General features: G+C 64.8%; 18 protein-coding genes. 9 read left to right on the plus strand and 9 right to left on the minus strand.

Features of this window, described 5'->3' with window-relative positions; genetic code table 11:
- Positions 1–3,531 carry a transcription-repair coupling factor gene (gene mfd / locus MSIL_RS11290; protein WP_012591214.1) on the minus strand — a complete coding sequence of 1,177 codons (3,531 nt, stop codon included), beginning with the start codon at positions 3,529–3,531 and terminating at the stop codon, positions 1–3.
- Between the two features lie 45 nt (positions 3,532–3,576).
- Positions 3,577–3,873: an FAD assembly factor SdhE gene (locus MSIL_RS11295; RefSeq protein ID WP_012591215.1), complete on the minus strand. Its 297-nt coding sequence runs from the start codon at positions 3,871–3,873 to the stop codon at positions 3,577–3,579.
- A gap of 163 nt (positions 3,874–4,036) precedes the next feature.
- On the opposite strand from MSIL_RS11295, the gene MSIL_RS11300 reads away from it, so the two are divergent.
- The 3 genes from MSIL_RS11300 to MSIL_RS11310 are packed head-to-tail and all read left to right on the plus strand — an operon-like array spanning position 4,037 to position 5,867.
- Complete coding sequence (locus MSIL_RS11300) at positions 4,037–4,393, plus strand: ArsR/SmtB family transcription factor (RefSeq protein ID WP_012591216.1); 357 nt, start codon at positions 4,037–4,039, stop codon at positions 4,391–4,393.
- Complete coding sequence (locus MSIL_RS11305; protein ID WP_012591217.1) at positions 4,377–5,345, plus strand: SRPBCC family protein; 969 nt, start codon at positions 4,377–4,379, stop codon at positions 5,343–5,345. The genes MSIL_RS11300 and MSIL_RS11305 overlap by 17 nt, the downstream gene beginning before the upstream one ends.
- Before the next feature lie 42 nt (positions 5,346–5,387).
- Entirely contained in the window at positions 5,388–5,867 is a 480-nt protein-coding gene (locus tag MSIL_RS11310; protein ID WP_012591218.1) for a VOC family protein, read from the plus strand.
- Between the two features lie 101 nt (positions 5,868–5,968).
- On the opposite strand, the gene MSIL_RS11315 is transcribed toward MSIL_RS11310, so the two are convergent.
- Positions 5,969–7,591: an ABC-F family ATP-binding cassette domain-containing protein gene (locus tag MSIL_RS11315; protein WP_012591219.1), complete on the minus strand. Its 1,623-nt coding sequence runs from the start codon at positions 7,589–7,591 to the stop codon at positions 5,969–5,971.
- A 107-nt stretch (positions 7,592–7,698) separates the two neighbouring features.
- Between MSIL_RS11315 and recG the strand changes: the two genes are divergently transcribed.
- Complete coding sequence (recG, locus tag MSIL_RS11320; protein ID WP_012591220.1) at positions 7,699–9,771, plus strand: ATP-dependent DNA helicase RecG; 2,073 nt, start codon at positions 7,699–7,701, stop codon at positions 9,769–9,771.
- On the opposite strand, the gene MSIL_RS11325 is transcribed toward recG, so the two are convergent.
- The 4 genes from MSIL_RS11325 to MSIL_RS11340 form a co-directional block, all read right to left on the minus strand.
- Positions 9,757–10,974 carry an MFS transporter gene (locus MSIL_RS11325; protein WP_012591221.1) on the minus strand — a complete coding sequence of 406 codons (1,218 nt, stop codon included), beginning with the start codon at positions 10,972–10,974 and terminating at the stop codon, positions 9,757–9,759. The two genes, recG and MSIL_RS11325, sit on opposite strands and share 15 nt — an antisense overlap.
- A gap of 4 nt (positions 10,975–10,978) precedes the next feature.
- Entirely contained in the window at positions 10,979–11,707 is a 729-nt protein-coding gene (locus MSIL_RS11330; RefSeq protein ID WP_012591222.1) for a class I SAM-dependent methyltransferase, read from the minus strand.
- Positions 11,704–12,159 (minus strand): DNA polymerase III subunit chi, encoded by a 456-nt coding sequence (locus tag MSIL_RS11335; protein ID WP_012591223.1) that lies wholly within the window; start codon positions 12,157–12,159, stop codon positions 11,704–11,706. Before MSIL_RS11335 ends, MSIL_RS11330 begins: the two co-directional genes overlap by 4 nt.
- An 84-nt stretch (positions 12,160–12,243) precedes the next feature.
- Positions 12,244–13,863 (minus strand): leucyl aminopeptidase, encoded by a 1,620-nt coding sequence (locus MSIL_RS11340; protein WP_012591224.1) that lies wholly within the window; start codon positions 13,861–13,863, stop codon positions 12,244–12,246.
- Positions 13,864–14,456: 593 nt separating this feature from the next.
- Here MSIL_RS11340 and lptG point away from each other — a divergent pair.
- From lptG to rsmA, 5 genes are all read left to right on the plus strand, one after another.
- Positions 14,457–15,542, plus strand: coding sequence for an LPS export ABC transporter permease LptG (lptG, locus tag MSIL_RS11345; protein WP_012591225.1), 1,086 nt, complete (start codon positions 14,457–14,459; stop codon positions 15,540–15,542).
- Complete coding sequence (locus MSIL_RS11350) at positions 15,542–18,211, plus strand: LPS-assembly protein LptD (RefSeq protein ID WP_012591226.1); 2,670 nt, start codon at positions 15,542–15,544, stop codon at positions 18,209–18,211. Before lptG ends, MSIL_RS11350 begins: the two co-directional genes overlap by 1 nt.
- Before the next feature lie 135 nt (positions 18,212–18,346).
- Complete coding sequence (locus MSIL_RS11355; protein WP_012591227.1) at positions 18,347–19,294, plus strand: SurA N-terminal domain-containing protein; 948 nt, start codon at positions 18,347–18,349, stop codon at positions 19,292–19,294.
- An 82-nt stretch (positions 19,295–19,376) separates the two neighbouring features.
- On the plus strand, positions 19,377–20,414 hold the full coding sequence (gene pdxA, locus MSIL_RS11360) for a 4-hydroxythreonine-4-phosphate dehydrogenase PdxA (protein WP_012591228.1): 1,038 nt from the start codon (positions 19,377–19,379) through the stop codon (positions 20,412–20,414).
- Positions 20,414–21,280, plus strand: coding sequence for a 16S rRNA (adenine(1518)-N(6)/adenine(1519)-N(6))-dimethyltransferase RsmA (gene rsmA, locus MSIL_RS11365; protein WP_012591229.1), 867 nt, complete (start codon positions 20,414–20,416; stop codon positions 21,278–21,280). The genes pdxA and rsmA overlap by 1 nt, the downstream gene beginning before the upstream one ends.
- 29 nt (positions 21,281–21,309) lie before the next feature.
- Here rsmA and MSIL_RS11370 read toward each other — a convergent pair whose 3' ends face one another.
- Both MSIL_RS11370 and MSIL_RS11375 read right to left on the minus strand, forming a co-directional pair.
- The gene (locus tag MSIL_RS11370; RefSeq protein WP_244406116.1) at positions 21,310–22,155 is read right to left on the minus strand and encodes an SGNH/GDSL hydrolase family protein; all 846 of its coding nucleotides are present in this window, start codon (positions 22,153–22,155) and stop codon (positions 21,310–21,312) included.
- Positions 22,110–23,210, minus strand: a complete 1,101-nt coding sequence (locus MSIL_RS11375; protein ID WP_012591231.1) for an OpgC family protein — start codon at positions 23,208–23,210, stop codon at positions 22,110–22,112. Before MSIL_RS11375 ends, MSIL_RS11370 begins: the two co-directional genes overlap by 46 nt.
- Positions 23,211–23,286 lie beyond the last annotated feature (76 nt).

Genomic DNA, 23,286 nt, shown 5'->3' on the forward strand with positions numbered 1-23,286 from the left:
TTACGCCGCCTTTTTCGTCGCGATGGCGGCGAGCGCCCGCATGATTTTGCGCGTTCCTTCGAGCCTGTCGTCGAGCCGCTCGAACTCGCGCGAAAAGACGATCTTCATGTCATGTCGGACCTTGGCGTAAGGGCCCTGCTCGGACACATAGCGCACGAGCGCCTGCGGATCGGCGAAGGAATTGTCGCGGAAGGAGACGATGACGCCCTTCGGGCCCGCCTCCACCTTTTCGACATGAGCCTTGCGGCACAAGGCCTTGATCGAGACGAGCTTCATCAATTGCGCGACTTCGGGCGGCAACGGCCCGAAGCGGTCGATCATCTCGGCGGCGAAACTTTCGATTTCCTCGTCGGTCTCCAGGCCGGCGAGGCGCCGGTAGAGTTGCAGCCGCAATTGCAGATCGGCGACGTAATCTTCGGGGATGGTCACCGGCGCGCCAAGCGTGATCGCCGGCGACCAGGCCTCTTCAGCAGGCTCCTCGACGCCCGCCTTCAGCGCCTCCACCGCTTCCTGCAGCATCTGCTGGTAAAGCTCGTAGCCAACTTCCCTGATATGGCCGGACTGATCGTCGCCAAGCAGATTGCCGGCGCCGCGAATGTCGAGATCATGGCTCGCAAGCTCGAAGCCGGCGCCGAGCGTATCGAGCGATTGCAGCACTTTCAGCCGTTTTTCCGCCTGCGCCGTCATCGCCCGCTCGGCCGGAACGGTGAACAGCGCATAGGCGCGCACCTTGGAGCGCCCGACGCGGCCGCGCAGCTGATAGAGCTGGGCGAGGCCGAACATATCGGCGCGATGCACGATCAGCGTATTGGCGGTCGGAATGTCGAGACCGGATTCGACGATTGCGGTCGACAGCAGCACGTCGAACTGGCCGTCGTAAAAGGCCGACATCTTGTCTTCGAGCTCGGTCGCCGGCATCTGGCCGTGAGCGATGACGAATTTCACTTCCGGCACATGCTGGCGCAGGAAGGCCGCCGCATCCTGGATGTCGTCGATGCGCGGGCAGACATAAAAGCTCTGGCCGCCGCGATAGCGCTCGCGCAGCAAAGCTTCGCGCACGAGCAGCGTATCGAAGGGCGTGATGAAGGTGCGCACGGCAAGCCGGTCCACTGGCGGCGTCGCAATGATCGAAAGTTCGCGCACCCCCGTCAGAGCGAGCTGCAACGTGCGCGGAATCGGCGTCGCCGATAGCGTCAGCACATGCACCTCGGCGCGCAGCTCCTTCAGCCGCTCCTTGTGCTTGACGCCGAAATGCTGCTCCTCGTCGATGATCACGAGGCCAAGATCCTTGTAGGTCACGCCCTTGCCGAGCGCGGCATGGGTGCCGACGACGATGTCGATATCGCCCGACGCCGCCCCCGCCTTGGCGGCCTTGAGATCGGCGGCGCTGACCATGCGCGACATCTGCGCCACCTTGACCGGTAGATGGGCGAAGCGGCTCGAAAAGTTCTTGTAATGCTGGCGCGCCAGCAGCGTCGTCGGCACGATCACGGCGACCTGCTTGCCCTCGATCGCAGCGGCGAAGGCCGCGCGCAGCGCGACTTCCGTCTTTCCGAAGCCGACATCGCCGCAAACCAGCCGGTCCATCGGCCGGCCCGAGGCCATATCTTCGAGGACGGCGTCGATCGTCGTCAGCTGGTCTTCCGTCTCGTCATAGGGAAAGCCGGCGCAGAATTCGTCGTAGAGATTTTCCGGCGGCGCGAGCTTCGCCGCCTCCTTCGTAAAGCGCGCGGCGGCGATTTTGATGAGGCCCGCGGCCATTTCGAGGATGCGCTTGCGCATCTTCGCCTTGCGTTTCTGCCAGCCGCCGCCGCCAAGACGATCGAGCTGAACCTCGGTGTCCTCCGAGCCATAGCGCGAGAGGAGCTCGAGGTTTTCGACCGGCAAAAACAGCTTTGCCCCTTCGGCGTAATGCAGTTCCAGGCAGTCATGCGGCGCGCCGCCGGCGTCGATCGACTGCAGGCCGACGAAGCGGCCGATGCCGTGATCGACATGGACGACAATGTCGCCGGCGGCGAGCGCGCCGACCTCGCTCAGAAAATCCTTCGCCTTGCGGCTCTTCTTGCGGGCGCGCACGAGGCGGTCGCCGAGAACATCCTGCTCGCCGACAATGGCGAGGCTTTCGCCGTCGGCCTTGGCCTCGAAACCGGCTTCAAGGCCGATCACGGCCAAGGCGGCGGCGGTTTGCGGCAGCTCGCGCGCCTGAACGAGCGAGGAGACATTGGCGGCGCCCGTCAGCCCGTGGTCGGCGAGGACATGGGCGAGCCGCTCGCGCGAGCCGTCGGACCAGGCGGCGACGATCACCCTTGCGCCGCCGGATTGCAGCGCCTTGACGTGATCGACCGCCGCCTGAAACACATTCGCGGCTTCATCGGCGCGCTCGGGGGCAAAACTCCGGCCCGGCTTCGAGCCGCAGTCTATGACGAGGCCGCGGCTTCCCTCTGGCTCGGCGAAGGGCGTCGTGCGGATCACGCGGGCGCGGCCAAGACGCTGCGCCCATTCCTCCCGCGTCAGATAGAGCGTGTCGGGTTTGAGCGGCTTATAGCCGGCCTGCGCCGGATCGGCGTCATAGGCGGTTTTGCGCGCGTCGTAATAATCCTCGATCAGCGCGATACGCTCGCGCGCGGCCTCATCGCTCAGCGAATCAAGCACCAAGGGCGCGCGGCCGGCGTAATCCAGCACCGTGTCGAGGCCGTCGTAAAACAGCGGCAGCCAATGTTCGTGGCCGGCAGGGCGGCGCCCTTCGCTGATCGCCTCATAGAGCGAATCCCCGCGCGTTTGCGCGCCGAACGTGGCGACATAGGCCTGCCGGAACCGCCGCATCGCGTCGCTCGTCAGCTGCACCTCGCTCATCGGCACAAGGTCGAGGCCGCGCAGCGGAAACAGCGTGCGCTGCGATTCGGGATCGAACGCCCGGATCGATTCCAGCGCGTCGCCGAAGAAATCGAGCCGAACCGGCTGCGCCATGCCCGGCGCGTAAAGATCGAGGATGCCGCCGCGCACGGCATATTCGCCGGCCTCGCGCACGACCGAGGCGCGCACGAAGCCGTTGGTTTCGAGCCACAGGGTCAACGCGTTGAGATCGACGACATTGCCGGGCGCAGCCGAAAAGGTGTCGGCCGCCATCTGCCGCACCGGCGGCACGCGCTGGATCAGCGCCTTGATCGTCGTCGAGAGAATCCGCGGGCGGTCGGCGCTGGACCGCGAGCGGGCCAGCCGCGACAGAACGATCATCCGCCGCGCCGTCACCGAGGCGTTGGGCGAGACCCGGTCATAGGGCTGGCAATCCCAGCCGGGAAAATCGAGAAGCTCGATGTCGGGGGCGGCGAAGGCGAAGGCTTCCGCAAAGGAGGCCGCCCGCTGGCTGTCGCGCGCGACATGCACCAGCGCCAAGGCGCGCTCCTCGGACTCGCGCGCCAGAGCGCGGGTCAGATCGGCGACGCAAAAGGCGTCAAAGCCGTCGGCGAGCGAGGAGAGGGTCAGCGAGCCGCCTTTTGACAGCTCGGCGATCGCGCGTTTGAGGTCAGCCACGAGATGATCGATTCGAAAGTTTTTTCGCGTCAATGGCGAAGGGGTTTACGTCCGCGCCGGGAAAAAGCCGCCGTGAAAGGCGACGATGCGGCGAAACAGCGGCGTGTCGAATTCCACCGGCGTCGGCGTCTCGCCCGTCGCCCAGGCGAAGACGTCGCGGTCCAGCGCCTCAAGCAGCGCGTCGAAATCGTCAAGCTCGCTCAAGGAAAGCTTTTCGACCTCGGCGTCGGCGAAACGGCCGAGCAGCAGATCCGTTTCCAGCATGCCGCGATGCCAGGCGCGAAACTTTATGCGCCGGCGCCGCGCGTCAACGCTGATTGTCTCCGCTTCCGGGGCGGCCATGAGCAATCTCCATAGCAATGCACAGGCCGCGCGTCGAAGGCGCGTCCTTGTCCGCCATATAGACTTTGCCGCCGCCCCTGTCAGGTTTTTTGCGCCCCGTTTGGTGATGCCGGAAATTCACTAAAGGGATTGCCTAACTGTTGTTGCGATGATAGTTAGGCATATGCTTAACCAAACGCCGGATCTCGACCGCCTGTTCCACGCCCTTGCCGACCCCGCCCGCCGAGCCATGGTCGAAAGGCTGAGCCGCGGCCCGGCGCCCGTCAGCGAACTGGCGCGCCCTCTGCCCATGTCGCTTCCGTCTGTCATGCAGCATATCGGCGTGCTGGAGGCGGCAGGTCTGGTGCGTTCTGAAAAGTTCGGCCGGGTGCGCACATGCTCGATCGAGGCCGGCGCGCTCAGCCTGGCCGAACAATGGATCAACGCCCGACGGCAGGAGTGGGAATGCCGTCTCGACCGTCTCGGCGAATATCTGAAAACCATGGAAAATGGAGAAGATGACAATGGCCCAGTCGACTGACGCGGACAACGCCGCAACGCTGCGGCAGCCGCCGCCGCTCCTGGTATCGCGCGCCTTCCATGCCCGCCGCGAGACCGTGTTCAAGGCGTGGAGCACGGCCGAGCATGTGAAGAACTGGTTCAGCCCGAAAACCTACAGCGTCGCAGAGGCAAAGGTGGAGATGCGCGTCGGCGGCGCGTTCGAAGTCTGCATGCTTTCGCCGACGGGGGAGCGACATTGGAGCCGGGGCGTCTTCGTAGAAGTGACGCCGCACAGCCGTCTCGTGATCGACATGCACGCCACAGATCTACAGGGACGCCCGCTGTTTCGCGCCTACACCGAGGTCACATTCGCCGACGGTCAAGGCGAGACGCGGATGGACGTGATGCAGACCTACACCTTCATTGATCCGTCGATGGCCGCGCCGATTGTCGCCGGCGCGTCCGAGGGCTGGCGCACGACGCTCGACAAGCTGGAACAGGAAGTGCTGCGCATCTCGGGCGCGGCCGGCGTGCAGACGCGTTCGGTCGTGCACGCCAGTTTCCATATCGAGCGTCGCTACAACGCGCCGGTCGAACGGGTGTGGAAAGCGTTGACCGACGAGGCCGCCAAGCAGAAATGGTTCGGCGGGCCGCCCAGCGAATTGGATTTGATCGAACGCTACATGGATGTGCGGGAAGGCGGACGGGAGCGGGCGAAGGGACGCTGGCAAAGCGGCGTGGTCTCCACATTCGACGCCATCTATCACGATGTCGTTGTCCATGAGCGGCTGGTCTACAGCTATGTCATGCATCTGGACGACAAGAAGATCTCCGTCTCGCTGGCGACCATGCAGCTCAAGATCGAAGACGGCGGCACGAGGCTCAAGGTCACCGAGCAGGGCGCCTTTCTCGACGGCTATGACGACGCCGGCTCACGCGAGCATGGCGCCGGCTATCTGCTTGACAGGCTTGGCGCATCGCTGGACGACTGAGCGACCACCGCTCGAACGACCCAATCTTCGAGGAGAACAGCGATGAGCAAGATCGTCACCTGCCTGTGGTTCGACAATGGAGAGGCGCGTAAGGCGGCAGAGTTCTATGCGGCGACGTTTCCCGACAGCCGTGTCGGACAAGCGCATCAAGCAGCGTCCGACTATCCCTGCGGCAAGGCGGGCGATGAGTTGACGGTCGAATTCACCGTGCTCGGCCAGGCCTTCGTCGGCCTGAATGGCGGGCCGGTCTTCTCGCCGAACGAGGCGGTGAGCTTTCAGGTGATGACCGACGATCAGGCGGAAACCGACCGTTATTGGAATGCGATCACCAAGAACGGCGGCCGCGAAAGCCAATGCGGCTGGTGCAAGGATCGTTGGGGATTTTCCTGGCAGATCGTGCCGCGGGTGTTGGTCGCCGCGCTGGGCGAGGCCGATCGCGCCGCCGCGAAGCGGGCGATGGACGCCATGATGACCATGGGACGAATCGACATCGCCAGGATCGAGGCGGCGCGGGCAGGATAGGAAGCGGCGTCTCGCGCGCGCTCCAATGACCAACGCTTGCGCTCGGCGCGCCATGGAAGCTCTTCTATCCGGCCTGTCAAAACAGGCTTCCGAACGAGGATTTAGCTCCGTAAGCCGGGGGCTTCCTGTCCGGTTCGAGCGACATATTCCGTATAGCCGCCGCCATATTGCTCGACGCCATCGGGCGTCAGCTCCAACACGCGATTGGACAGGGCCGCGAGGAAATGCCGATCATGCGAGACAAAAAGCATGGCGCCCTCAAATTGTGACAGCGCGGCGATCAGCATAGCCTTCGTGTCGATATCGAGATGGTTCGTCGGCTCGTCAAGAACCAGAAAATTCGGCGGATCGAACAACATCTTGGCCATGACGAGCCGCGCCTTCTCCCCGCCCGAGAGCACGCGGCAGCGCTTCTCGACGTCATCGCCGGAAAAACCGAAGCAGCCCGCGAGCGCGCGCAGCGAGCCCTGTCCGGCGCGCGGGAACGCGGCCTCAAGATTTTCGAAAATGGTCGCCTCGCCGTCGAGGAGATCCATGGCGTGCTGCGCAAAATAGCCAAGCTTGACGGTCCCGCCCAGCGTCACCTTGCCCGCATCCGGCTGCGTCGCATTGGTCACCAGCTTCAACAGCGTCGACTTGCCGGCGCCGTTGACCCCCATCACACACCAGCGCTCCTTGCGCCGCACGGAAAAATCGAGCGCTTCGTAGATGTTCCGGCCGCCGTAGCGCTTGTGCACCTTTTCAAGGCTCACAACATCGTCGCCCGACCGGGGCGCGGGCTGGAACTCGAACGCCACGCTCTGGCGCCGGCGCGGCGGCTCCACGCGCTCGATCTTGTCGAGTTTTTTCACTCGGCTCTGCACCTGCGCGGCGTGCGAGGCGCGCGCCTTGAAACGCTCGATGAACTTGATCTCCTTGGCGAGCATGGCCTGCTGACGCTCGAACTGCGCCTGCTGCTGCGTCTCGTTCAAGGCGCGCTGCTGCTCGTAGAACGCATAGTCGCCCGAATAGGTCGTCAACGCGCCCCCGTCGATCTCCACCACCTTGCCGACGATGCGATTCATGAACTCGCGGTCGTGCGAGGTCATGAGAAGCGCGCCCTCAAAGGTTTTCAGGAAGGATTCGAGCCAGATCAAGCTTTCAAGATCGAGATGGTTGCTAGGCTCGTCGAGCAGCATCACGTCCGGATCCATAAGGAGGATGCGGGCCAGCGCGACCCGCATCCTCCAGCCGCCGGAAAGGGACGCGACATCGCCGTCCATCATCTCCTGGCTGAAGCTGAGGCCGGCGAGAACCTCCCGCGCCCGGCCCTCAAGGGCATAGCCGTCGAGATCTTCGAACCGCGCCTGCGCCTCGCCATAGCGCTCGATCAGCGCTTCCATCTCCTCCGCCCGATCCGGGTCGCCGAGGCCAGCCTCGAGCTCCCTCAGCTCGGCGGCGACGGCGCTGACCGGGCCCGCGCCGTTCATCACCTCGCCGACCACGCTGCCGCCGGACATTTCGCCCACATCCTGGCTGAAATGGCCGATGGCGACGCCGCGATCGGTGGAGATCTGGCCTTCGTCCGGCTGCTCCTCCCCGGTGATCATCCGAAACAGCGTCGTCTTGCCGGCGCCGTTCGGACCGACGAGGCCGATCTTCTCGCCGCGCTGGAGGGAAGCGGACGCTTCGATGAAGAGGAGCTGCCTGCCGTTCTGCTTGCTGATTTTTTCGAGGCGTATCATGGGTCCGACGGGAATGGAGAAAAAGTCCCGACGCCCATACGCCATGGAGGCAGGCAGAGGAAGCAGATTGATTTGCGTGCGGCGTGGGGCAGGGTAAACCCTGCCTGATGCGTCCCTCGATCCTGAACCCGCTCTTCGCCTCGGCGGCGAGTCTGCCGGGCGTTGGCCCGAAAACCGGCAAGCTGCTCGACCGGCTGTTCGGGGTTGGCGAGGCGCGGGTGCTTGATCTTCTGTTTCATCTGCCCGCCGGCGTCGTCGACCGCCGCACGCGGGCCAAGATCGCCGAGGCGCCGCTCGACGCGATTGTCGTCATCGAGGTCATGGTGGTCGAGCATCGGCCGGCGCGCGGCAAGGGCCCGACCCGCGTGCTGGTCGAGGACGAAACCGGCGATATTCTGCTCGTCTTCTTCCTGACCAACCACAATTGGATCGAAAGAAGCCTGCCTGTCGGCGCAAAACGCTGGGTGTCCGGAAAACTAGAGATTTGGGACGGCCACCGCCAGATGGTCCATCCCGACCGGGTGCTCGACGCCGAGGGCCTCGCCAAAATGGCCCCAGTCGAGCCGGTCTATCCGCTGACCGATGGCCTCAGCCAGCGTCTCCTTGCCAAGGCCGTCGATGGCGCGCTGGCGCGGCTTCCGGCCCTGCCCGATTGGGGCGGCATGCCGGCGCAGCTCAATTTTGTGCAGGCGCTCGCCGCAGCGCATCGGCCGCAGACGCCCGAAGACATTCTGCCCGAAGCGGCCGCGCGCAAAAAACTCGCCTCCGACGAAATGCTCGCGGGCCAGTTGGCGCTTGGCCTGATGCGCGCGCGCGAGCGCCGCATGCCCGGCCGCGCCAGCGCCGGAGACGGCCGAATCGCGCAAAAAATCCGCGCCGCGCTGCCATTCAGCCTGACGCGCGGACAGGAGCAGGCGCTCGCCGAGATCCGCGCCGATCTTTCGAGCGAGAGCCGCATGCTGCGCCTGCTGCAAGGCGACGTCGGCTCCGGCAAGACGCTGGTCGCCTTGCTCGCCATGGCGAGCTGCGTCGAGGCCGGGCGGCAGGCGGCGCTGATGGCGCCCACGGAAATTCTGGCGCGCCAGCATTTCGCCAGCCTCCAGCGTTTCGCCGAGCCGGGCGGGCTAAGACTGGCGCTGCTCACCGGCCGCGACAAGGGCGTCTCGCGCGACAAGACGCTGCGGGCGCTGGCGTCTGGCGAAATCGACATCCTCATCGGCACCCATGCGCTGTTTCAGCAGGGCGTCGATTTTCGCGATCTCGCGCTGGCGGTGGTCGACGAGCAGCACCGTTTCGGCGTGCGCCAGCGGCTGGCGCTCGGCGACAAGGGCGAGCGGACGGATATTCTCGCCATGACCGCGACGCCGATTCCGCGCAGTCTGGTGCTCACCTATTTCGGCGACATGGAGATTTCGACGATCCGCGAAAAGCCGGTGGGACGCCAGCCTATCGAGACGCGCGCGCTGCCAACCGAGCGCCTCGGCGAATTGATCGAGCGACTTTCGGCCGCGCTTGCCGCCGGCGCGCAGGCCTATTGGGTTTGCCCGCTCGTGGAGGAAAGCGAGGCGCTCGACGTCGCCGCCGCGCAGGAGCGGTTTGAAGATCTACAGAAATTCTTCGGGCCGGCGGTCGGCCTCATCCACGGCAAGATGAAGGGCAAGGACAAGGACGCCGCGATGGAGGCGTTTCTCGCCGGAACGACGAAAATCCTCGTCGCCACCACGGTGATCGAAGTCGGGGTTGACGCCCCACAGGCCAGCATCATCGTCATCGAACACGCCGAGCGCTTCGGCCTTGCGCAATTGCACCAGCTGCGCGGACGCGTCGGCCGGGGCTCCGCGAAATCCGCCTGCATTCTGCTCTACAAAGGCCCGCTCGGCGAGACGGCCAAGGCCCGTATCGAAATCTTGCGCGAGAGCGAGGACGGGTTTCGCATTGCCGAGGAAGATTTGCGCCTGCGCGGCGAGGGCGAGGTTTTGGGCCAGAAACAATCGGGCCTGCCGGGATTTCGCCTCGCCGACCCGGCCGCCCACGCGGATTTGCTGGTCGAGGCGCGGCGCGAGGCGCAAAGGATCGTTGCGGAAAACCCGAAACTTGAAGGGGAAAAGGGCGAGGCGCTGCGGCTGCTGTTGAATATTTTCGAGCGCGCCGAGGCGATCCGGCTGTTAGGGGCGGGATGAGCGAAGCGCCTGGTGCAAAAGCGCCGTTGCAATCAACGCCAAAGCCGAAACGAATGCCAGCCCGGCCAGCACCAGCGCCGCCGCCCGGAAACCGAGATGGGCGATGATCAGCGCCTGCGGGTACGGCATCAGGAAAATCCCGATGTTGAACGCCGTATTCAGCAGCGCCTGCGGCCCGGCGCGCTCGGACGGGTCGAGATGTTTGCTGATCGCCGCCGACAGCACCGGATAGACGACGCTATAGCCCGCGCCGAACAGAATGCCGGCGATGACGATCAGCCAGGACTGGCCGGCCAACCCGATCAGCACGAAGCTCGCAGCCTGCGACAGAAATCCGCCCGCGACCAGCAGCCGGCGCTCGATCGTCTCGAAAATCCCCATGGCGAGAAAGCGGCTCGCGAACAAGGTGGTCGTCGAGGCGAGGAAGAACGCACCGATCGGCAGCGCCTCGGCCTCGAGCAGCGCGGCGAGATAGGCGGCGGTAAAGCCGAACATCGCCCCATTGACGAAGACGGCGGCGAACGAGCCGATGTTTTCGCGCCGCCACGCCGCAGAAAGATCGAGCCCGCGGCCGGGCGCGGGGCGCGGGATTGGCCGCAGCCCAAAGGTCAGAACGAGGGCAAGAACGGCGGGAATCGAGCCCTCCAGAAACATCGCCGGCGCGCCATAGGCGTTGAGGATCATCGCCCCGAACGGCGGCGCGAACGCCTGCGCCACGGCGAACATGCTGGTGAACAGGGCGATCAGATAAACGAACCGGCTCGCGTTGAGGCGGCTCTGCCCATAGGTGACGAAGGAACTGAGCAGCAGCCCCTGTCCGATCCCCTGCGCCATGCGCGAGGCCATCGCCGGCCAGAAGGCGCCAGCGGTGTAGCGCAGGCTGAAAAAGCCGATCAGCATCAGCAGAATTGCGAGCCGGCACGTATTGAGCACGCCGATCCGCGCGGCGATCGCCCCCGACAGAAAGGTGAACAGGATGACCGGGGCGGCGTAGAGCGACAGCAGCAGGCCGATGGCATGAAGATCAAACCCTTCACGCGCGAAAACCACCGCGAGCAGCGCGGCGTGCGAATACATGAAGGAAATCAGAAAGGCGGCGCCGGCGAGCTGGACATATTCGCGGCGCGCCCGCGCGTCGACGAAGCCGGCTTTCGCCGCGGCCGCGTCGGTCACATGAATCAGATTTTGAAGAATCGCGCGCAAAAAACTAGGCGCCGTTGGAGCGCCGCAGCAGCGCGCGCCAGTGCCGGCCGAGAACCTCCGCGGTCGCCGCAATGTCCTCAATGACGAGCGGCGTCAGCCCGGCCTTGGCGGCCTGGGTGAAAACCGACGGCGGCAGCGGCCAGGGCGGTCCCGACGCCGGATCGGCCTCCTCGTCGCGCGCGCGCGCGATCAGAAAAAGCTTTCCACCCGGGGCGAGCAGCGCGGCCAGCGCCTCAAAGGCGTCGCCAAGCAGGGAGGGAGCCAGCGCCTGCAAGGTGTAGCATTCATTGATAAAATCGAAATTTCCGCGCCAGTCTTGCGGCGGCGCGAACAGATCGGCGGCGCAATAGGCGACCTTTGAGCCGGCAAACCGGCGCTTCGCCCAATCCGTGGCCTCTTCGACGAGATCGAACGCCGTCACATCAGCGCCGGCCTGCGCAAAACATTCGGCATTGTCGCCAAGCCCGCAGCCGACGTCGAGAAGACGCAGCCCGTTAAGCCCGGCAAGCTGAAAGCTGACGAAGGATTTGACCAGCGGATGCGGCGCAAGATTGGCCCAGGGCACCCGCGCCGGATCATTTTGCGCGAGCGCATAGACCGCCTGGAACCAGTTTCGCCGCAGCGGGTCGGGGTCCGGCGCGCCGCCCTTGGCGGGGTCCAGCGCATCGAGCTCCAGCCGGGCCTGCGCCCGCCGCGCGGCGAAGGCGGCGTCGCGCGGAGCCTCGCCGCTCACGCCTTTTTCTCCCAGCGCCCGGCCTCGTTCTGCTGCCAATAGCTCAAGGCGAATCCCCGATCTTTCAGCTCTTTCCACTGCGTCCGGGCGGCGGCGAGTTCGTCCGCGTCATTGCCGTTGAAGGCGGAGAGCGCGCGCTCGTAGGGGCCGGCGTCGAGAGACGCCGCAATTGGGGCGCCCTCGATAAAAATGCGCAGGCGCGCGCCATTGGGATTCTCGGCGCCGGTCGAAAGATAGACCGGCTGCAGATCGCCGTCGCCGTCGACGGAGCGGCCATGAGCCAGAAAACTGTCGTCGCGATAGGTCCAAAGATGCTGGTCGAGGGCGGCGAGCCGCTCCTCGCTCGTCGCCTGCACGACGACGCGCCAGCCCTTTTCGAGCGATTTCTCGATCAGGGCCGGAAGCGCCTGATCGAGGCTCTGGCGCTGCAAGTGATAGAACCAGATCTCCATTTTTTCCCGCGGCGCCGCGCTGTGCTTTCTCGCTCGTCCTTCGAGACGCAGGCTACGCCTGCTCCTCAGGACGAGGGAGCAACCTCAGGATTCGTAATTGTCCGAGACGAGACGGTCGAGCAGCCGCACGCCAAAGCCCGAGCCCCAGCTCTGATTGACGTCGCTCGACGGCGAGCTCATGCCCGTGCCGGCGATATCGAGGTGAGCCCAGGGCGTCCCGTTGACGAAGCGCTGCAGGAACTGCGCCGCCGTGATCGAGCCGGCGTGGCGCCCGCCCGTGTTCTTCATGTCGGCGAATTTCGAATCGATCATCTTGTCATATGCGGGGGCGAGCGGCAGGCGCCAGAGCTTTTCGCCGGTCGCCTTGCCGGCGGCGAGGAGCTTTTCGCCAAGGTCGTCGTCATTGGTGAAGAGCCCCGCGTGCTCTTGGCCGAGCGCGACGAGCACGGCGCCGGTCAAGGTCGCAAGGTCGATCATAAATTTCGGCTTGAAGCGGTCTTGCACATACCAGAGCACGTCGCCAAGCACGAGGCGCCCTTCCGCGTCGGTGTTGATGATTTCGATGGTCTGGCCCGACATGGATTTGACGATGTCGCCCGGACGCTGCGCGTCCGGCCCCGGCATGTTCTCGACGAGGCCAATGGCGCCGATGGCGTCGACCTTGGCCTTGCGCGCGGCAAGCGCCTCGATCAGCCCGACGACGCAGGCGGCGCCGGCCATATCGCCCTTCATGTCCTCCATGCCGGCGGCCGGCTTGATCGAAATGCCGCCGGTGTCGAAGGTGACGCCTTTGCCGACGAAGGCGATCGGCTTCGAGTCGCCGCCCTCGCCGGCGCCGCGCCAGCGCATGACGACGACCCGGCTTTGCCTCGACGAGCCCTGACCGACGCCGAGCAGGGCGCCCATGCCGAGCGCCTGCATCGCCGGCTCGTCGAGAATCTCGACCTCGACGCCCAGCTTTTCGAGCTCCTTGGCGCGCGCGGCGAATTCTTCGGGAAAGAGAATATTGGCCGGCTCATTGACCAGCGAACGGGCGGTGATGACGCCCGCGGCGACCGCTTCCCGGCCTGCGGCCTTTTCACGCGCCGCCTCGGGATCGGCAAGCGCGACGACGATCTCGCTGACGCCATTCTCGTCGGCGTCGTCCTTTTTCTTGGTCTTGTAGCGGTCGAAGCGATAGTCGCGCAGTTGCAGGCCAAGCGCGAATTCCGCCGCCGCCGCCGCGGCGTCCTCGGGGGCGCGCGGCAGGTCGAACACAATCGTCGCCGCGGCGCCGCGTCCAAGCTTGCCGCCGACGACGCCGCCGAGGTTGGCGTAATCGGAGAGGGTCGGCGGGGCTGCCGGTTTCGCGGGAGCCGCCGCCTCAGGCTTGCCGGCCTCGGGCGTCTTCTGCTCGGCGGCCTCCTCGCCTGGCGCGCCGATCACCAGCAGCCGGTCGGCGGCAATGCCCGCCGGCGCGATCAGATCCAGCGCCGAGGAGACTTTTCCCTTGAATTTGGCCGTGGCCGCGCCGCGCCGGATCAGCGCCTCCGCCTCCGCGCCGATAAGCTTCAGCGTTGCCGCCCCGAGCTTCAGATCGGGCCCGGCGAAGATCACCAGCGTTTGCGCCGATTTGGCCGAATCGCTCGGGGCTCCGCTCGCGCCGGGCGCGGCCAACGCCAGCTTGTCCAAAGGCGCGAACTGAATTTTTACGGATGGCGGCATGTGATCCTCAAAAAACGGACTGGACAGGGACGATTTCGGTTCAAGACAGGCGGCGATCCCTCCGGCGTCTTCGATCCGATGTCCTTGCTTGAATAGCGCGACGACGCGGTCAGGACGCTGCGCGAAAGTCGGCTCCCTGTTTCGGCGTCATGCTCCCTCGCGGCAAAGCTTGCGCCCGCCTCGACCCTTCGGCATCACGTGCTTATCAAAAAAGCATCGCCCCTGTCAGGTCAGGATCGCAAATTTGTTAATCGCCTTAGGCGCCGGAAAGGCGCATGGCGGGCGCCGGCCCTCGCGGCGCGGACTCCGCCCGCCGAAAAAATGCCGCGAGGATCAGGTTGTTGGAGTCGGGCGCCGCCCCCTCGCGAGACGCCGGCATTCTGTGATGGGAAGGCCACGCGGGCGCGAAATCCTGCGCTGCGCCGGAGCGGGCCCTAGCGGCCAGGCTATGGGCGGTGTAGCTAGAGCGTGCGGGGCGTACGGGATTTGAGTTTCATGATGTCGAGCATGACCGTTTCCGCAAACGCTTCTGGCCGCGCCGTTTTCAGGCGGCAGGCGCCGGCGCGTCGTCTCGCCGCGGGGCCGTCGCGTCGATGATCGGCTGGACCCTCGGCCGCTATTTTTCGGCGCGCTTCCTGACGCTGATCCTCGCGGTCTTCGTGACGATCTGCGGCATGGTGTTCGTCGTCGATTTCGTCGAGATGCTGCGCCGCACCACCGACCTCCCCGACGCCTCGCCGCGGTCGGTCGCCCTGCTGGCGATGCTGAGAGCGCCGTCCGCTTCTGAGCAATTGATGCCTTTTTGCGTTCTCTGCGGCTCCATGGCCGCCTTTCTTGACCTTACCCGCAAGCTGGAGCTCCTGATCGCCCGCGCCGTCGGCGTCTCGGTCTGGGGCTTTCTCGTCCCGCCGATCGCGATCGCGATCGTCATCGGGATCGGCTCCGTCATGCTCTTCAACCCCGTCTCTGCCGCCATGAAGCAGCGCGCCGACAAGATCGAGGTGGAGATCTTCGGCCGCCTGACGCAGCAGAACGCCGACGCCGATATCTGGATCCGGCAGAAAAGCGTCGATGGCGACGCTATTATCAAGGCGAGAACTATGTCGCGCGACGGTTCGCGCCTGACAAAGCCGACCGTCTATATCTATGACGATCACGATAAGTTTGAGGCTGAGGTCGAGGCGGAACACGCGCAATTGAGCGACGGGGTGTGGCGCTTCGAGCAGGCGCGCATCCTCATGCCGGGCGAAGAGACGATCGAGACCAGCGTTTATCTGCTCGCCTCGAACCTGACCCCGGCCCAGGTGGCGCGGGGACCGATCTCGCCGCAATCTGTCGCATTTTGGGACCTTGACGCCGCGCGGCGTCAAACCGACAGGGCGGGACTCGACTCCACGGCGTATAAGCTGCAATTTCAATCGCTTTTGGCGCGACCGCTGCTGTTCGTCGCGATGGTTCTGATCGCTGCGGCCTTTTCCTTAAGGTTTTTCCGATTTGGTGGAATCGAGAAAATGGTTGGCGGTGGCGTGGCGGCTGGCTTCGTGCTTTATGTGGCGACCAAGCTGGTCGGCGACCTCGGCGGCGCGGGCCTTGTCAGCGCCCCCGTGGCCGCCTGGTCGCCTGCCGTTATCGCGAGCATGCTTGGCGCGCTCGCCTTGTTGAATCAGGAGGATGGGTGATGGGGCGGCGTTTTTGCCCCAACAGTGTCGCGGCTCTTCCAACCGGCCTTGGCGGCGCTCCGAAAGCCGCCGCAGAGGCCGTTGGCGCTCGCGCTCTTGCCCGCGCCGCGCTCCGGCTGGCGGCGCTCTGCCTCGCCGGGCTTGGCGTCGCGGGCCTCGCCCTTTCCATGCCGACCGCCGCGGCCGCACAATCGGCGGCGCCCCCAGCCAAGACATCCCCCGCCAATCCCGCGGCAAAGGCTGCGCCTGCGGCCCCGGCCGATCCGAACAAGATGGTGGTCGAGGCGGACGAGCTGCGTCAGGACGAAGTCAAGAACACAGTCTCCGCCGTGGGCTCGGCGCGCGTCTATTACAAAGGCCGTCTGCTCGAGGCCGATCGCGTCACACTTGACCGCAACAGCGGGCGCGTCGTCGCGGAGGGGCATGCCAAACGCACCGAAGCCGACGGGACGATCCTTTACGGCGATTATTTCGATCTGACCGATGACTTCCGCGACGGCTTCATCCACAGCCTGCGCATCGAGACGACCGACAAGACCTATTTCAGCGCCCCCTTCGCCGAACGCATCAATGAAGACACCACGGTCTTCACCAAGGGCACCTATACGGCCTGCGCCGCCTGCGGATCGAATTATGACCGTCCGCCGCTGTGGCGGGTGCGCGCCAAGCGCATCATCCACAAAAACGACGAGCAGATGCTCTATTACGAGAATGCGACCGTCGAGCTGTTCGGCATGCCGGTCGTCTACATGCCGTATTTCTCCTCGCCCGATCCCTCGGTCACGCGCAAATCCGGCGTGCTGATGCCGAGTCTCGTGACGAAATCGGCGCTGGGCTATGGCTTCGGCGTGCCGATTTTCTGGGCGCTCGCGCCGGATTACGACATCACCTTCACGCCGACATATCTGTCAAAACAGGGCTTCCTGGCGAGCGGCGAATGGCGCCAGCGGCTTGAGCACGGCGAATATTACATTCGCGCCAATGGAATCGACCAGCTGGAAAAATCCGCCTTCCCCGTGTCGCCCTGGGGCGCGGCCGATATCAGGATGCGCGGCTCGCTCGAAAGCAAGGGCGAGGTGCAGATCGCCGACCATTGGAAGTTCGGCTGGCAGTTCATCGTGCTGTCGGACAAATGGTTCCTCAACGATTACAACATCCCGAGCCAGACGCTCTCGTCGAATTACATCAACGAGACGACGACGACGGCCTATCTGATCGGCCAGGACCGCGGCTATTTCGACCTGCGCGGATATCGTTTCGAGGGCCTCTCCTCGCATGACATCCAGCCGCAGCAGACCGCCGCCTACCCCGTCTTCGACTACAACAGGACCTTCGACGTCGACCCCGCCAGTTCCTATGGAATTGGCGGACAGATCGAAGCGGATTTCAATCTGGCGAGCCTTTCCGCTGCGACCGCGAGCTTCCAGTCGGTCGGCACGCAGGTGCTCGACAACGCCTTCTCGCTCTATCCGGCCTGCACCAATTACGTTCCCGGTCGCGTCGCCGGCACATGCCTTCTGCGCGGCATCGCCGGGATCTACACGCGCGCGTCCCTCGACGTGTCATGGAAACGCCAATACATCGACCCGGTCGGCGAAGTCTGGACGCCCTTCGCCTTCACGCGAGTCAATGGCGAAATTCTCGACCTGACCACGACCGGCTCGTTCGGCTTCGCCTCTTCGGCAGGATCTTCGGCGATATACAATTCAGCGCAGCTGCCCTTCCTGCAGAACACGCAAGACGCCGCCTTCGGCGCCCTGAACCCCGGCGTCGGCTTCGAGTATCGCTATCCCTTCTTCGCAAAAACGAGCTTCGGCTCGGTGAGCGTGACGCCGATCGGCCAGATCATCGCGCGGCCGAATAATCAGATCGGCTCTTATGGGCAGGCCAACCTCGACGCGCAGAGCCTCGTTTTCGACGAGGCCTCGCTGTTCCAATGGGACAAATATTCAGGCTACGACCGCTTCGAAACCGGCACGAGAGCCAATTACGGCGGACAGGCGACGCTGAATTTCCAGGAGGGCGGCTACATCAATGTCATTGGCGGCCAGTCCTATCAGCTCGCCGGCACCAACGCCTATGCGACCCCCGACGCCGCCAATGTCGGCCTCAGCTCCGGCCTCGACACGCGCCTGTCGGACTATGTCGGCGCCGTCACGGTTGCGCCAAGTTCGGCCTTCGCGCTGACGACGAAGGGCCGCTTCGACGTCAACGGTTTTGCGCCAAGACGCATCGACGTCGTCGGAACTTATAACCTCGGCGCCTGGACGGGCGGAATTCAATACGCGAATTACCAGGCGCAGCCTGAGATCGGCTATTATGTCCGCCGCCAGGGCCTCGCCTTCAACAGCCGCTATAAGGTCAGCGACAATTATTGGGCTCAAGGCAACATCACCTTCGACATGAGCCGCCAGTTCTATCCCGCCTCGCTCGTCGGCTTCACAAATCCCGGCCCCTTCGCCATCGCCGCCTTCGGCCTCGGCGCCGGCTATCAGGACGATTGCACCACCCTCTCGGTCAATTTTTCCTCCGTCTATCAGGATAATGGCAATGGCGGCCTGACGCGCAATCAGACCGTGCTGGTTCAGCTGGAGCTGCGCACGCTGGGCCAGATCAAGCTCAGCCAGACTTTCAGCAATACGAGCAACCTCGACGGCCTGAATTATTGACCGGTCCAGAATTGACTGCCTTTTCCCAACCCAACATGTTTCAACGCAACGATGCGGCGCGGTCGCCTGATCGGCCGCAGAATCTTAAGCGGTCCGAAAAGCCGCGATCGAACAAAACAGGGAGAACTGCGGAGAATGACCGAAGTGCGTAAGGCCGGCGCTTATGCGGGCGTTCTTCTGAAAGCGCGCCTCTTTGCCGCGGTTGTCGCCGCGGCGCCCTTCGCCGCCGCTTGTCCCGTCCATGCCCAGGCCATCGTCGCCAGCATCAACGGCGATCCGATCACGAATATCGACATCGACCAGCGCATGAAGCTGCTGCGCGTGCTGCGCAAGCCGGCGACCCGCGAGGCGGCGATCGAGAGTCTGTTCAGGGACCGCCTGCAAATTCATGAGGCCGAGAAATATGGCGTCAATCCGCGCGACGCCGATATTTCGCAGCAGATCGTCAAGACGGCGACGGAAATGAATTTGCAGCCGCAGGCGCTGCTCTCCGCGCTCCAGGCCGCCGGCGTCTCCGAGGACCAGTTCAAATCCTATTTTCGCGCCAATCTTGCCTTCACCGTTCTGGTGCAGGCGCTGAACAAGGGCGTCGAGGCGAGCGAGACGCAGGTGCGCGCCGAGCTTGAAAAGCAGGGCGGCAAGGCCGCCGCCGGCACCTCCTATACCGTGCAGCAAATCATCTTTACGCTGCCGATTGGAACGACGCCCGCGATCCTCGCCGCCCGATCCAAGGAGGCCGAGCAGCTGCGCAGCCGTTTCACCGATTGCAAGAGCGGCGCGGAGATGGCGCGCACGCTGAACGACGTCACCGTGCGCGACCAGTTGACGCGCAGCTCGCATGAGCTTGGCGAACAGCTCCGGCAATTGCTCGACAAGACGGCGATCGGACGTTTAACGCCGCCGCAACGCTCGACATCCGGTCTTGAGATGGTGGCCGTCTGCGCGCGCGGCCCGGCCAAGGACGATACGGCAATCCGTCAGACGATCGCGCAAAAACTGCTCGCCGCGCATATTCAGGAGGACGGGGAGCGCCGTCTCAAGGAATTGCGCGATCGAGCCGTCATTGTGAAATCCACGCCCTGAAGTCGGGGAAGGCGCGCCTGCGGTCGCCCGGGATCTGGCGCGCTCGAGGACAGCGCAAATCAGGTCAAAGGGCGCCCGTCACATGATAGATGCGCCTCGACCGGCAAAACCTTTGATCGCGCTGACCCGCGGCGATCCCTCAGGGATAGGCCCCGAACTCGCGCTGAAGGCCTGGCGGCTGACGCGCGAGGATCCCGAGGCGCCGGCATTTGTGATCGCCGCCGAGGCGGACCATCTCGGCGCCCTCGCGCGCAGCCTTGGCATTGAGGCGCCTATCGCGCGGGTCGCCTCCGCCGCGGAGGCGCTCGAAGCGTTCTCCCGCTCGCTGCCCGTGCTCGATTCGAAAGGCGGCGTCAAAGGCGCTCCCGGAAAGCCGCATCCGGACGATGCGGCGGCGACGATCGCCTCGATCGAGACCTGCGTCGACCTTGTCGCGCGCGGCGAGGCGGCGGCGGTCGTCACCAATCCGATCGCCAAGGAGATTCTTTATCGCGCCGGCTTCGCGCATCCGGGGCATACGGAATTTCTCGGGGTTCTGGCCGAGCGCCTCACGGGACGCAAGGTTCTTCCCGTGATGCTGCTGTGGTCGCCTGAACTCGCCGTCGTCCCGGCGACGATCCATATCGCCTTGAAGGACGTTCCGGGGCGCCTCTCGACGGAGTTGCTGATCCGGACCGGCCAAATCGTATCGGATGACTTTCAGCAGAGGTTCGGCGTCGCGCGGCCGCGGCTTGCCTTTACCGGGCTCAATCCCCACGCCGGCGAGGGCGGGGCCATGGGACGCGAGGAGATCGACATCATCGCCCCGGCGCTTACAGCCCTGCGCGAGGCGGGCGTCTGCGTCAGCGGCCCGCATCCTGCAGACACCATGTTTCACGCCAAGGCGCGCGAGAGCTATGACGTCGCGATCGCCATGTATCACGATCAGGCGCTGATTCCGATCAAGACGCTCGCTTTCGACCATGGCGTGAATGTGACGCTCGGCCTGTCTTTCATCCGGACCTCCCCAGATCATGGCACGGCCTTCGGCATCGCCGGTCAGGGCGTCGCCGATCCCTCGAGCCTCATCGCCGCGCTGAAACTTGCCGGCCGGCTCGCGCGCCGGGCTCTTTCAAGCTGATGTCCGGCGAGACCGACGATCTGCCCCCTTTGCGTGAGATCGTCGCGGCGTTCGGCCTCGACGCAAAAAAATCGCTCGGGCAGAATTTTCTGTTCGACCTCAATCTGACTGGCCGCATCGCCCGCGCCGCGGGACCGCAGGACGCCGCGCTGATTCTTGAAGTCGGCCCGGGTCCCGGGGGATTAACCCGCGCGCTGCTCACGGAGGGCGCGCGCAAAGTGATCGCCATCGAGCGCGACGAGCGCTGCCTGCCGGCGCTGCGGCAGATCGCGGATCATTATCCCGGCCGTCTCGAGATTATCGCCGGCGATGCGCTCGGCGCCGATGTCGCGGCTCTGGCGGGGGACGCCCGTCCCGCCCGCATCTGCGCCAATCTTCCTTACAATGTCGCGACCGCGCTGCTGACGCGCTGGATCGAAAGCGAGCCATGGCCGCCCTGGTTCGACCGCCTCATCTTGATGTTTCAGCGCGAGGTCGCCGAGCGGATCGTCGCGACGCCGGCGCAGCGCGCCGCCTATGGCCGTCTCGCCGTATTGTGCAACTGGCGCTGCGAAACCCGCATCCTGTTCGATGTGTCGCCATCCGCCTTCACGCCCCCGCCGAAGGTGACGTCGAGCGTGGTCGAGCTTCGCCCGCGCGCGGCTCCCCTAGCCTGCGAAGCGCGGCTGCTGTCGCTAGTGACGCAGGCGGCTTTCGGGCAGCGGCGCAAGATGCTGCGGCAATCGCTGAAATCGCTCGGGGCGGACGACGCCGCCGCGATCCTTGCCGCCGCCGGCGTCGATCCGACCGCGCGCGCCGAGGAGATCGATATCGAGGGTTTTGCGGCCCTGGCTCGCGCGCTCGGCGAACGGCGGCTTGCGCCGTGACGGGCGCGACGGCAGGACCGGCGGGATTTTCAATTCTCGGTGGGACGCACCTTTTTCATGAACAGGCTGACGATCAGCGCATGGGCGACATGCTCCGCCATGCATTGGTAGCCAAGATCATTCAGATGAAATCCGTCCTGCGCCATCAGATGAAGATTGGCGCGCGTCTGCGCGATGAAGCGCATGGCGTCGTAGCGGCTGACATAGAGGACGTTCTCTTCCGCCGCGACGCGCTTTAGGGCGTCGCGGATCTCGGCATAATTGCTGTCGCGGACCAGCCGCGGCGCATATTGCAGCCCGACCAGGACGACGTCGGTCTGGTTGTCCTTGAGCCATTGAACGGTCGAGCGAACCGTCGCCGCGAAATCGCTGGCGGGGACTCGCGCCAGCGCGTCATTGGTGCCTGTCTGCCACAAGACGAGATCGGGTTTTTTCAGCGCGACCTCGCTCTTGATGCGTTCGGCCGTGCTCTCCGCCACCTCCCCCGGCAGGCCGCGATTGATGATGATGACGTCCTCGCCCTTGAACGTATTTTCAAGGATGGCTTCGAGCTGCGAGGGATAGGTCTTGGCCGCGTTGGAGGAGCCCGTCCCGGCGGTCGAGGACGAGCCGATCGCGAGGATCGTGACCGTTTCGCGCTTTTGCAGCGCCGCGGTAAAATTCGGCAGGGCGATCGGACCGGCGAGATCGGACGCCGGGACGTCGCAGGACGCGCTGAGCGGCGGCGCGACCATCGCAGGAGGAGCGGCCGCACCAGAGTGCGCGACCGGCGCGACGGAAGACGGCGCATCCTGCGCCTGCGCGAGCGGCGCGAAGCAGACCAGCGCCGCTAGCGCGCCCGCGCGGGCCGATCCGCCGGTAGTCTTGCGCGCCATTCCGAAGCCCATGCGACAAGTCCCATGACTGTCAGTCCGAGGATAACGATCAGCGCATCGGTTGCAACATGTCCGCCATAGACAAAGCGAACTATCTGGCAAATGAGGCTGAGCAGCGATGCGGCGCAGAATACATTCAGCGAGTTTCGCCCAAGTAGAGAAAGAAATTTTCCCCCGGCTGGAGACCAGCGCTCGATCGTTGCATAGGCGCCCGCGAAAAGCGCAGTCAAAGCTAGACTGTGAATAAGACGGGCGGGCGACAGAAACGTCTTGTCGAACATAAAGAGAAGCTTCGGCTGCGGCACCGATATCGGGCTCGGCGAGAAATTCATCATCGCCAGAACCGCGCCCGCCGCGACGATCGGGATGGCGAGCCGGCGCAGGCTCTGCCTGTGGCGCCGGGCAAACCCGCCGAGCCCGTCCGCGCCGCCGAGGATGAAGCCGAGGCAATAGATAAACTGCCAGCTCAGCGGATTGAAAAACCAGGTGCCCTCGATCGGCCAGGTTGGAAAATTAATCCCGGAGATCAGCGCGAATGTATAGATTGCGACGGATGCCGGCGCGAGCGCCGCCGGCGCGTAGCGTTGCGTCAGGGCGATGAGCGGCGCGATGAACATCAGCACGACATAGAGCGGCAGAATGTTGAAATAGCCCAGCTGATGCGTCAGCAGCACCAGTCCGATATGGGCCTCTACCGGCTGATTGAAAACAGCCGACGCATTGTGCCAATCGATCATGAAGGGCGCGTCAAGCAGGAGCGAAGCGGCGGCCAACAGGGCGATTGCGACTTCGGTGATCACCGTCTGCGCGACATAGACATTCAGCGCCCGGCCCTCGAGGCGGAACACCACAGCGCCCGGCTTGAGCCCCGCGATCGGTCCGTCGACGAGCTTGCGCAGCGCGACGCCGGCCAGAAACACGAACAGCTCGGCCGAGTCGGACAGCGAAACATTGCGGAAGGTGAAGCGCTCGAAATAAAGCCCTGGGATATGATTGATGAAAATCGTGACGAGAGCGAAGCCGCGCCAGAAATCGATCTCGTTCGGTGCGCGCATCGGGGTTCCAAATGTCCCCTGCCGCGGGGCTTTTGCAATCCTTTCCGCAAAAACCGGCAAAGTGGAGACAATTGTG

Source organism: Methylocella silvestris BL2, from assembly GCF_000021745.1.
GTDB classification, from domain to species: domain Bacteria; phylum Pseudomonadota; class Alphaproteobacteria; order Rhizobiales; family Beijerinckiaceae; genus Methylocapsa; species Methylocapsa silvestris.

Coding starts and splice junctions, on each gene's coding strand:
- rsmA (WP_012591229.1), top strand. CDS start 20,414: ATGTCCGGCGAGACCGACGATCTGCCCCCTTTGCGTGAGATCGTCGCG.
- MSIL_RS11375 (WP_012591231.1), bottom strand. CDS start 23,210: ATGCGCGCACCGAACGAGATCGATTTCTGGCGCGGCTTCGCTCTCGTC.
- MSIL_RS11350 (WP_012591226.1), top strand. CDS start 15,542: ATGGGGCGGCGTTTTTGCCCCAACAGTGTCGCGGCTCTTCCAACCGGC.
- MSIL_RS11335 (WP_012591223.1), bottom strand. CDS start 12,159: ATGGAGATCTGGTTCTATCACTTGCAGCGCCAGAGCCTCGATCAGGCG.
- MSIL_RS11370 (WP_244406116.1), bottom strand. CDS start 22,155: ATGGCGCGCAAGACTACCGGCGGATCGGCCCGCGCGGGCGCGCTAGCG.
- MSIL_RS11295 (WP_012591215.1), bottom strand. CDS start 3,873: ATGGCCGCCCCGGAAGCGGAGACAATCAGCGTTGACGCGCGGCGCCGG.
- MSIL_RS11310 (WP_012591218.1), top strand. CDS start 5,388: ATGAGCAAGATCGTCACCTGCCTGTGGTTCGACAATGGAGAGGCGCGT.
- MSIL_RS11300 (WP_012591216.1), top strand. CDS start 4,037: ATGCTTAACCAAACGCCGGATCTCGACCGCCTGTTCCACGCCCTTGCC.
- MSIL_RS11340 (WP_012591224.1), bottom strand. CDS start 13,863: ATGCCGCCATCCGTAAAAATTCAGTTCGCGCCTTTGGACAAGCTGGCG.
- MSIL_RS11305 (WP_012591217.1), top strand. CDS start 4,377: ATGGCCCAGTCGACTGACGCGGACAACGCCGCAACGCTGCGGCAGCCG.
- pdxA (WP_012591228.1), top strand. CDS start 19,377: ATGATAGATGCGCCTCGACCGGCAAAACCTTTGATCGCGCTGACCCGC.
- MSIL_RS11355 (WP_012591227.1), top strand. CDS start 18,347: ATGACCGAAGTGCGTAAGGCCGGCGCTTATGCGGGCGTTCTTCTGAAA.
- recG (WP_012591220.1), top strand. CDS start 7,699: ATGCGTCCCTCGATCCTGAACCCGCTCTTCGCCTCGGCGGCGAGTCTG.
- lptG (WP_012591225.1), top strand. CDS start 14,457: ATGATCGGCTGGACCCTCGGCCGCTATTTTTCGGCGCGCTTCCTGACG.
- MSIL_RS11315 (WP_012591219.1), bottom strand. CDS start 7,591: ATGATACGCCTCGAAAAAATCAGCAAGCAGAACGGCAGGCAGCTCCTC.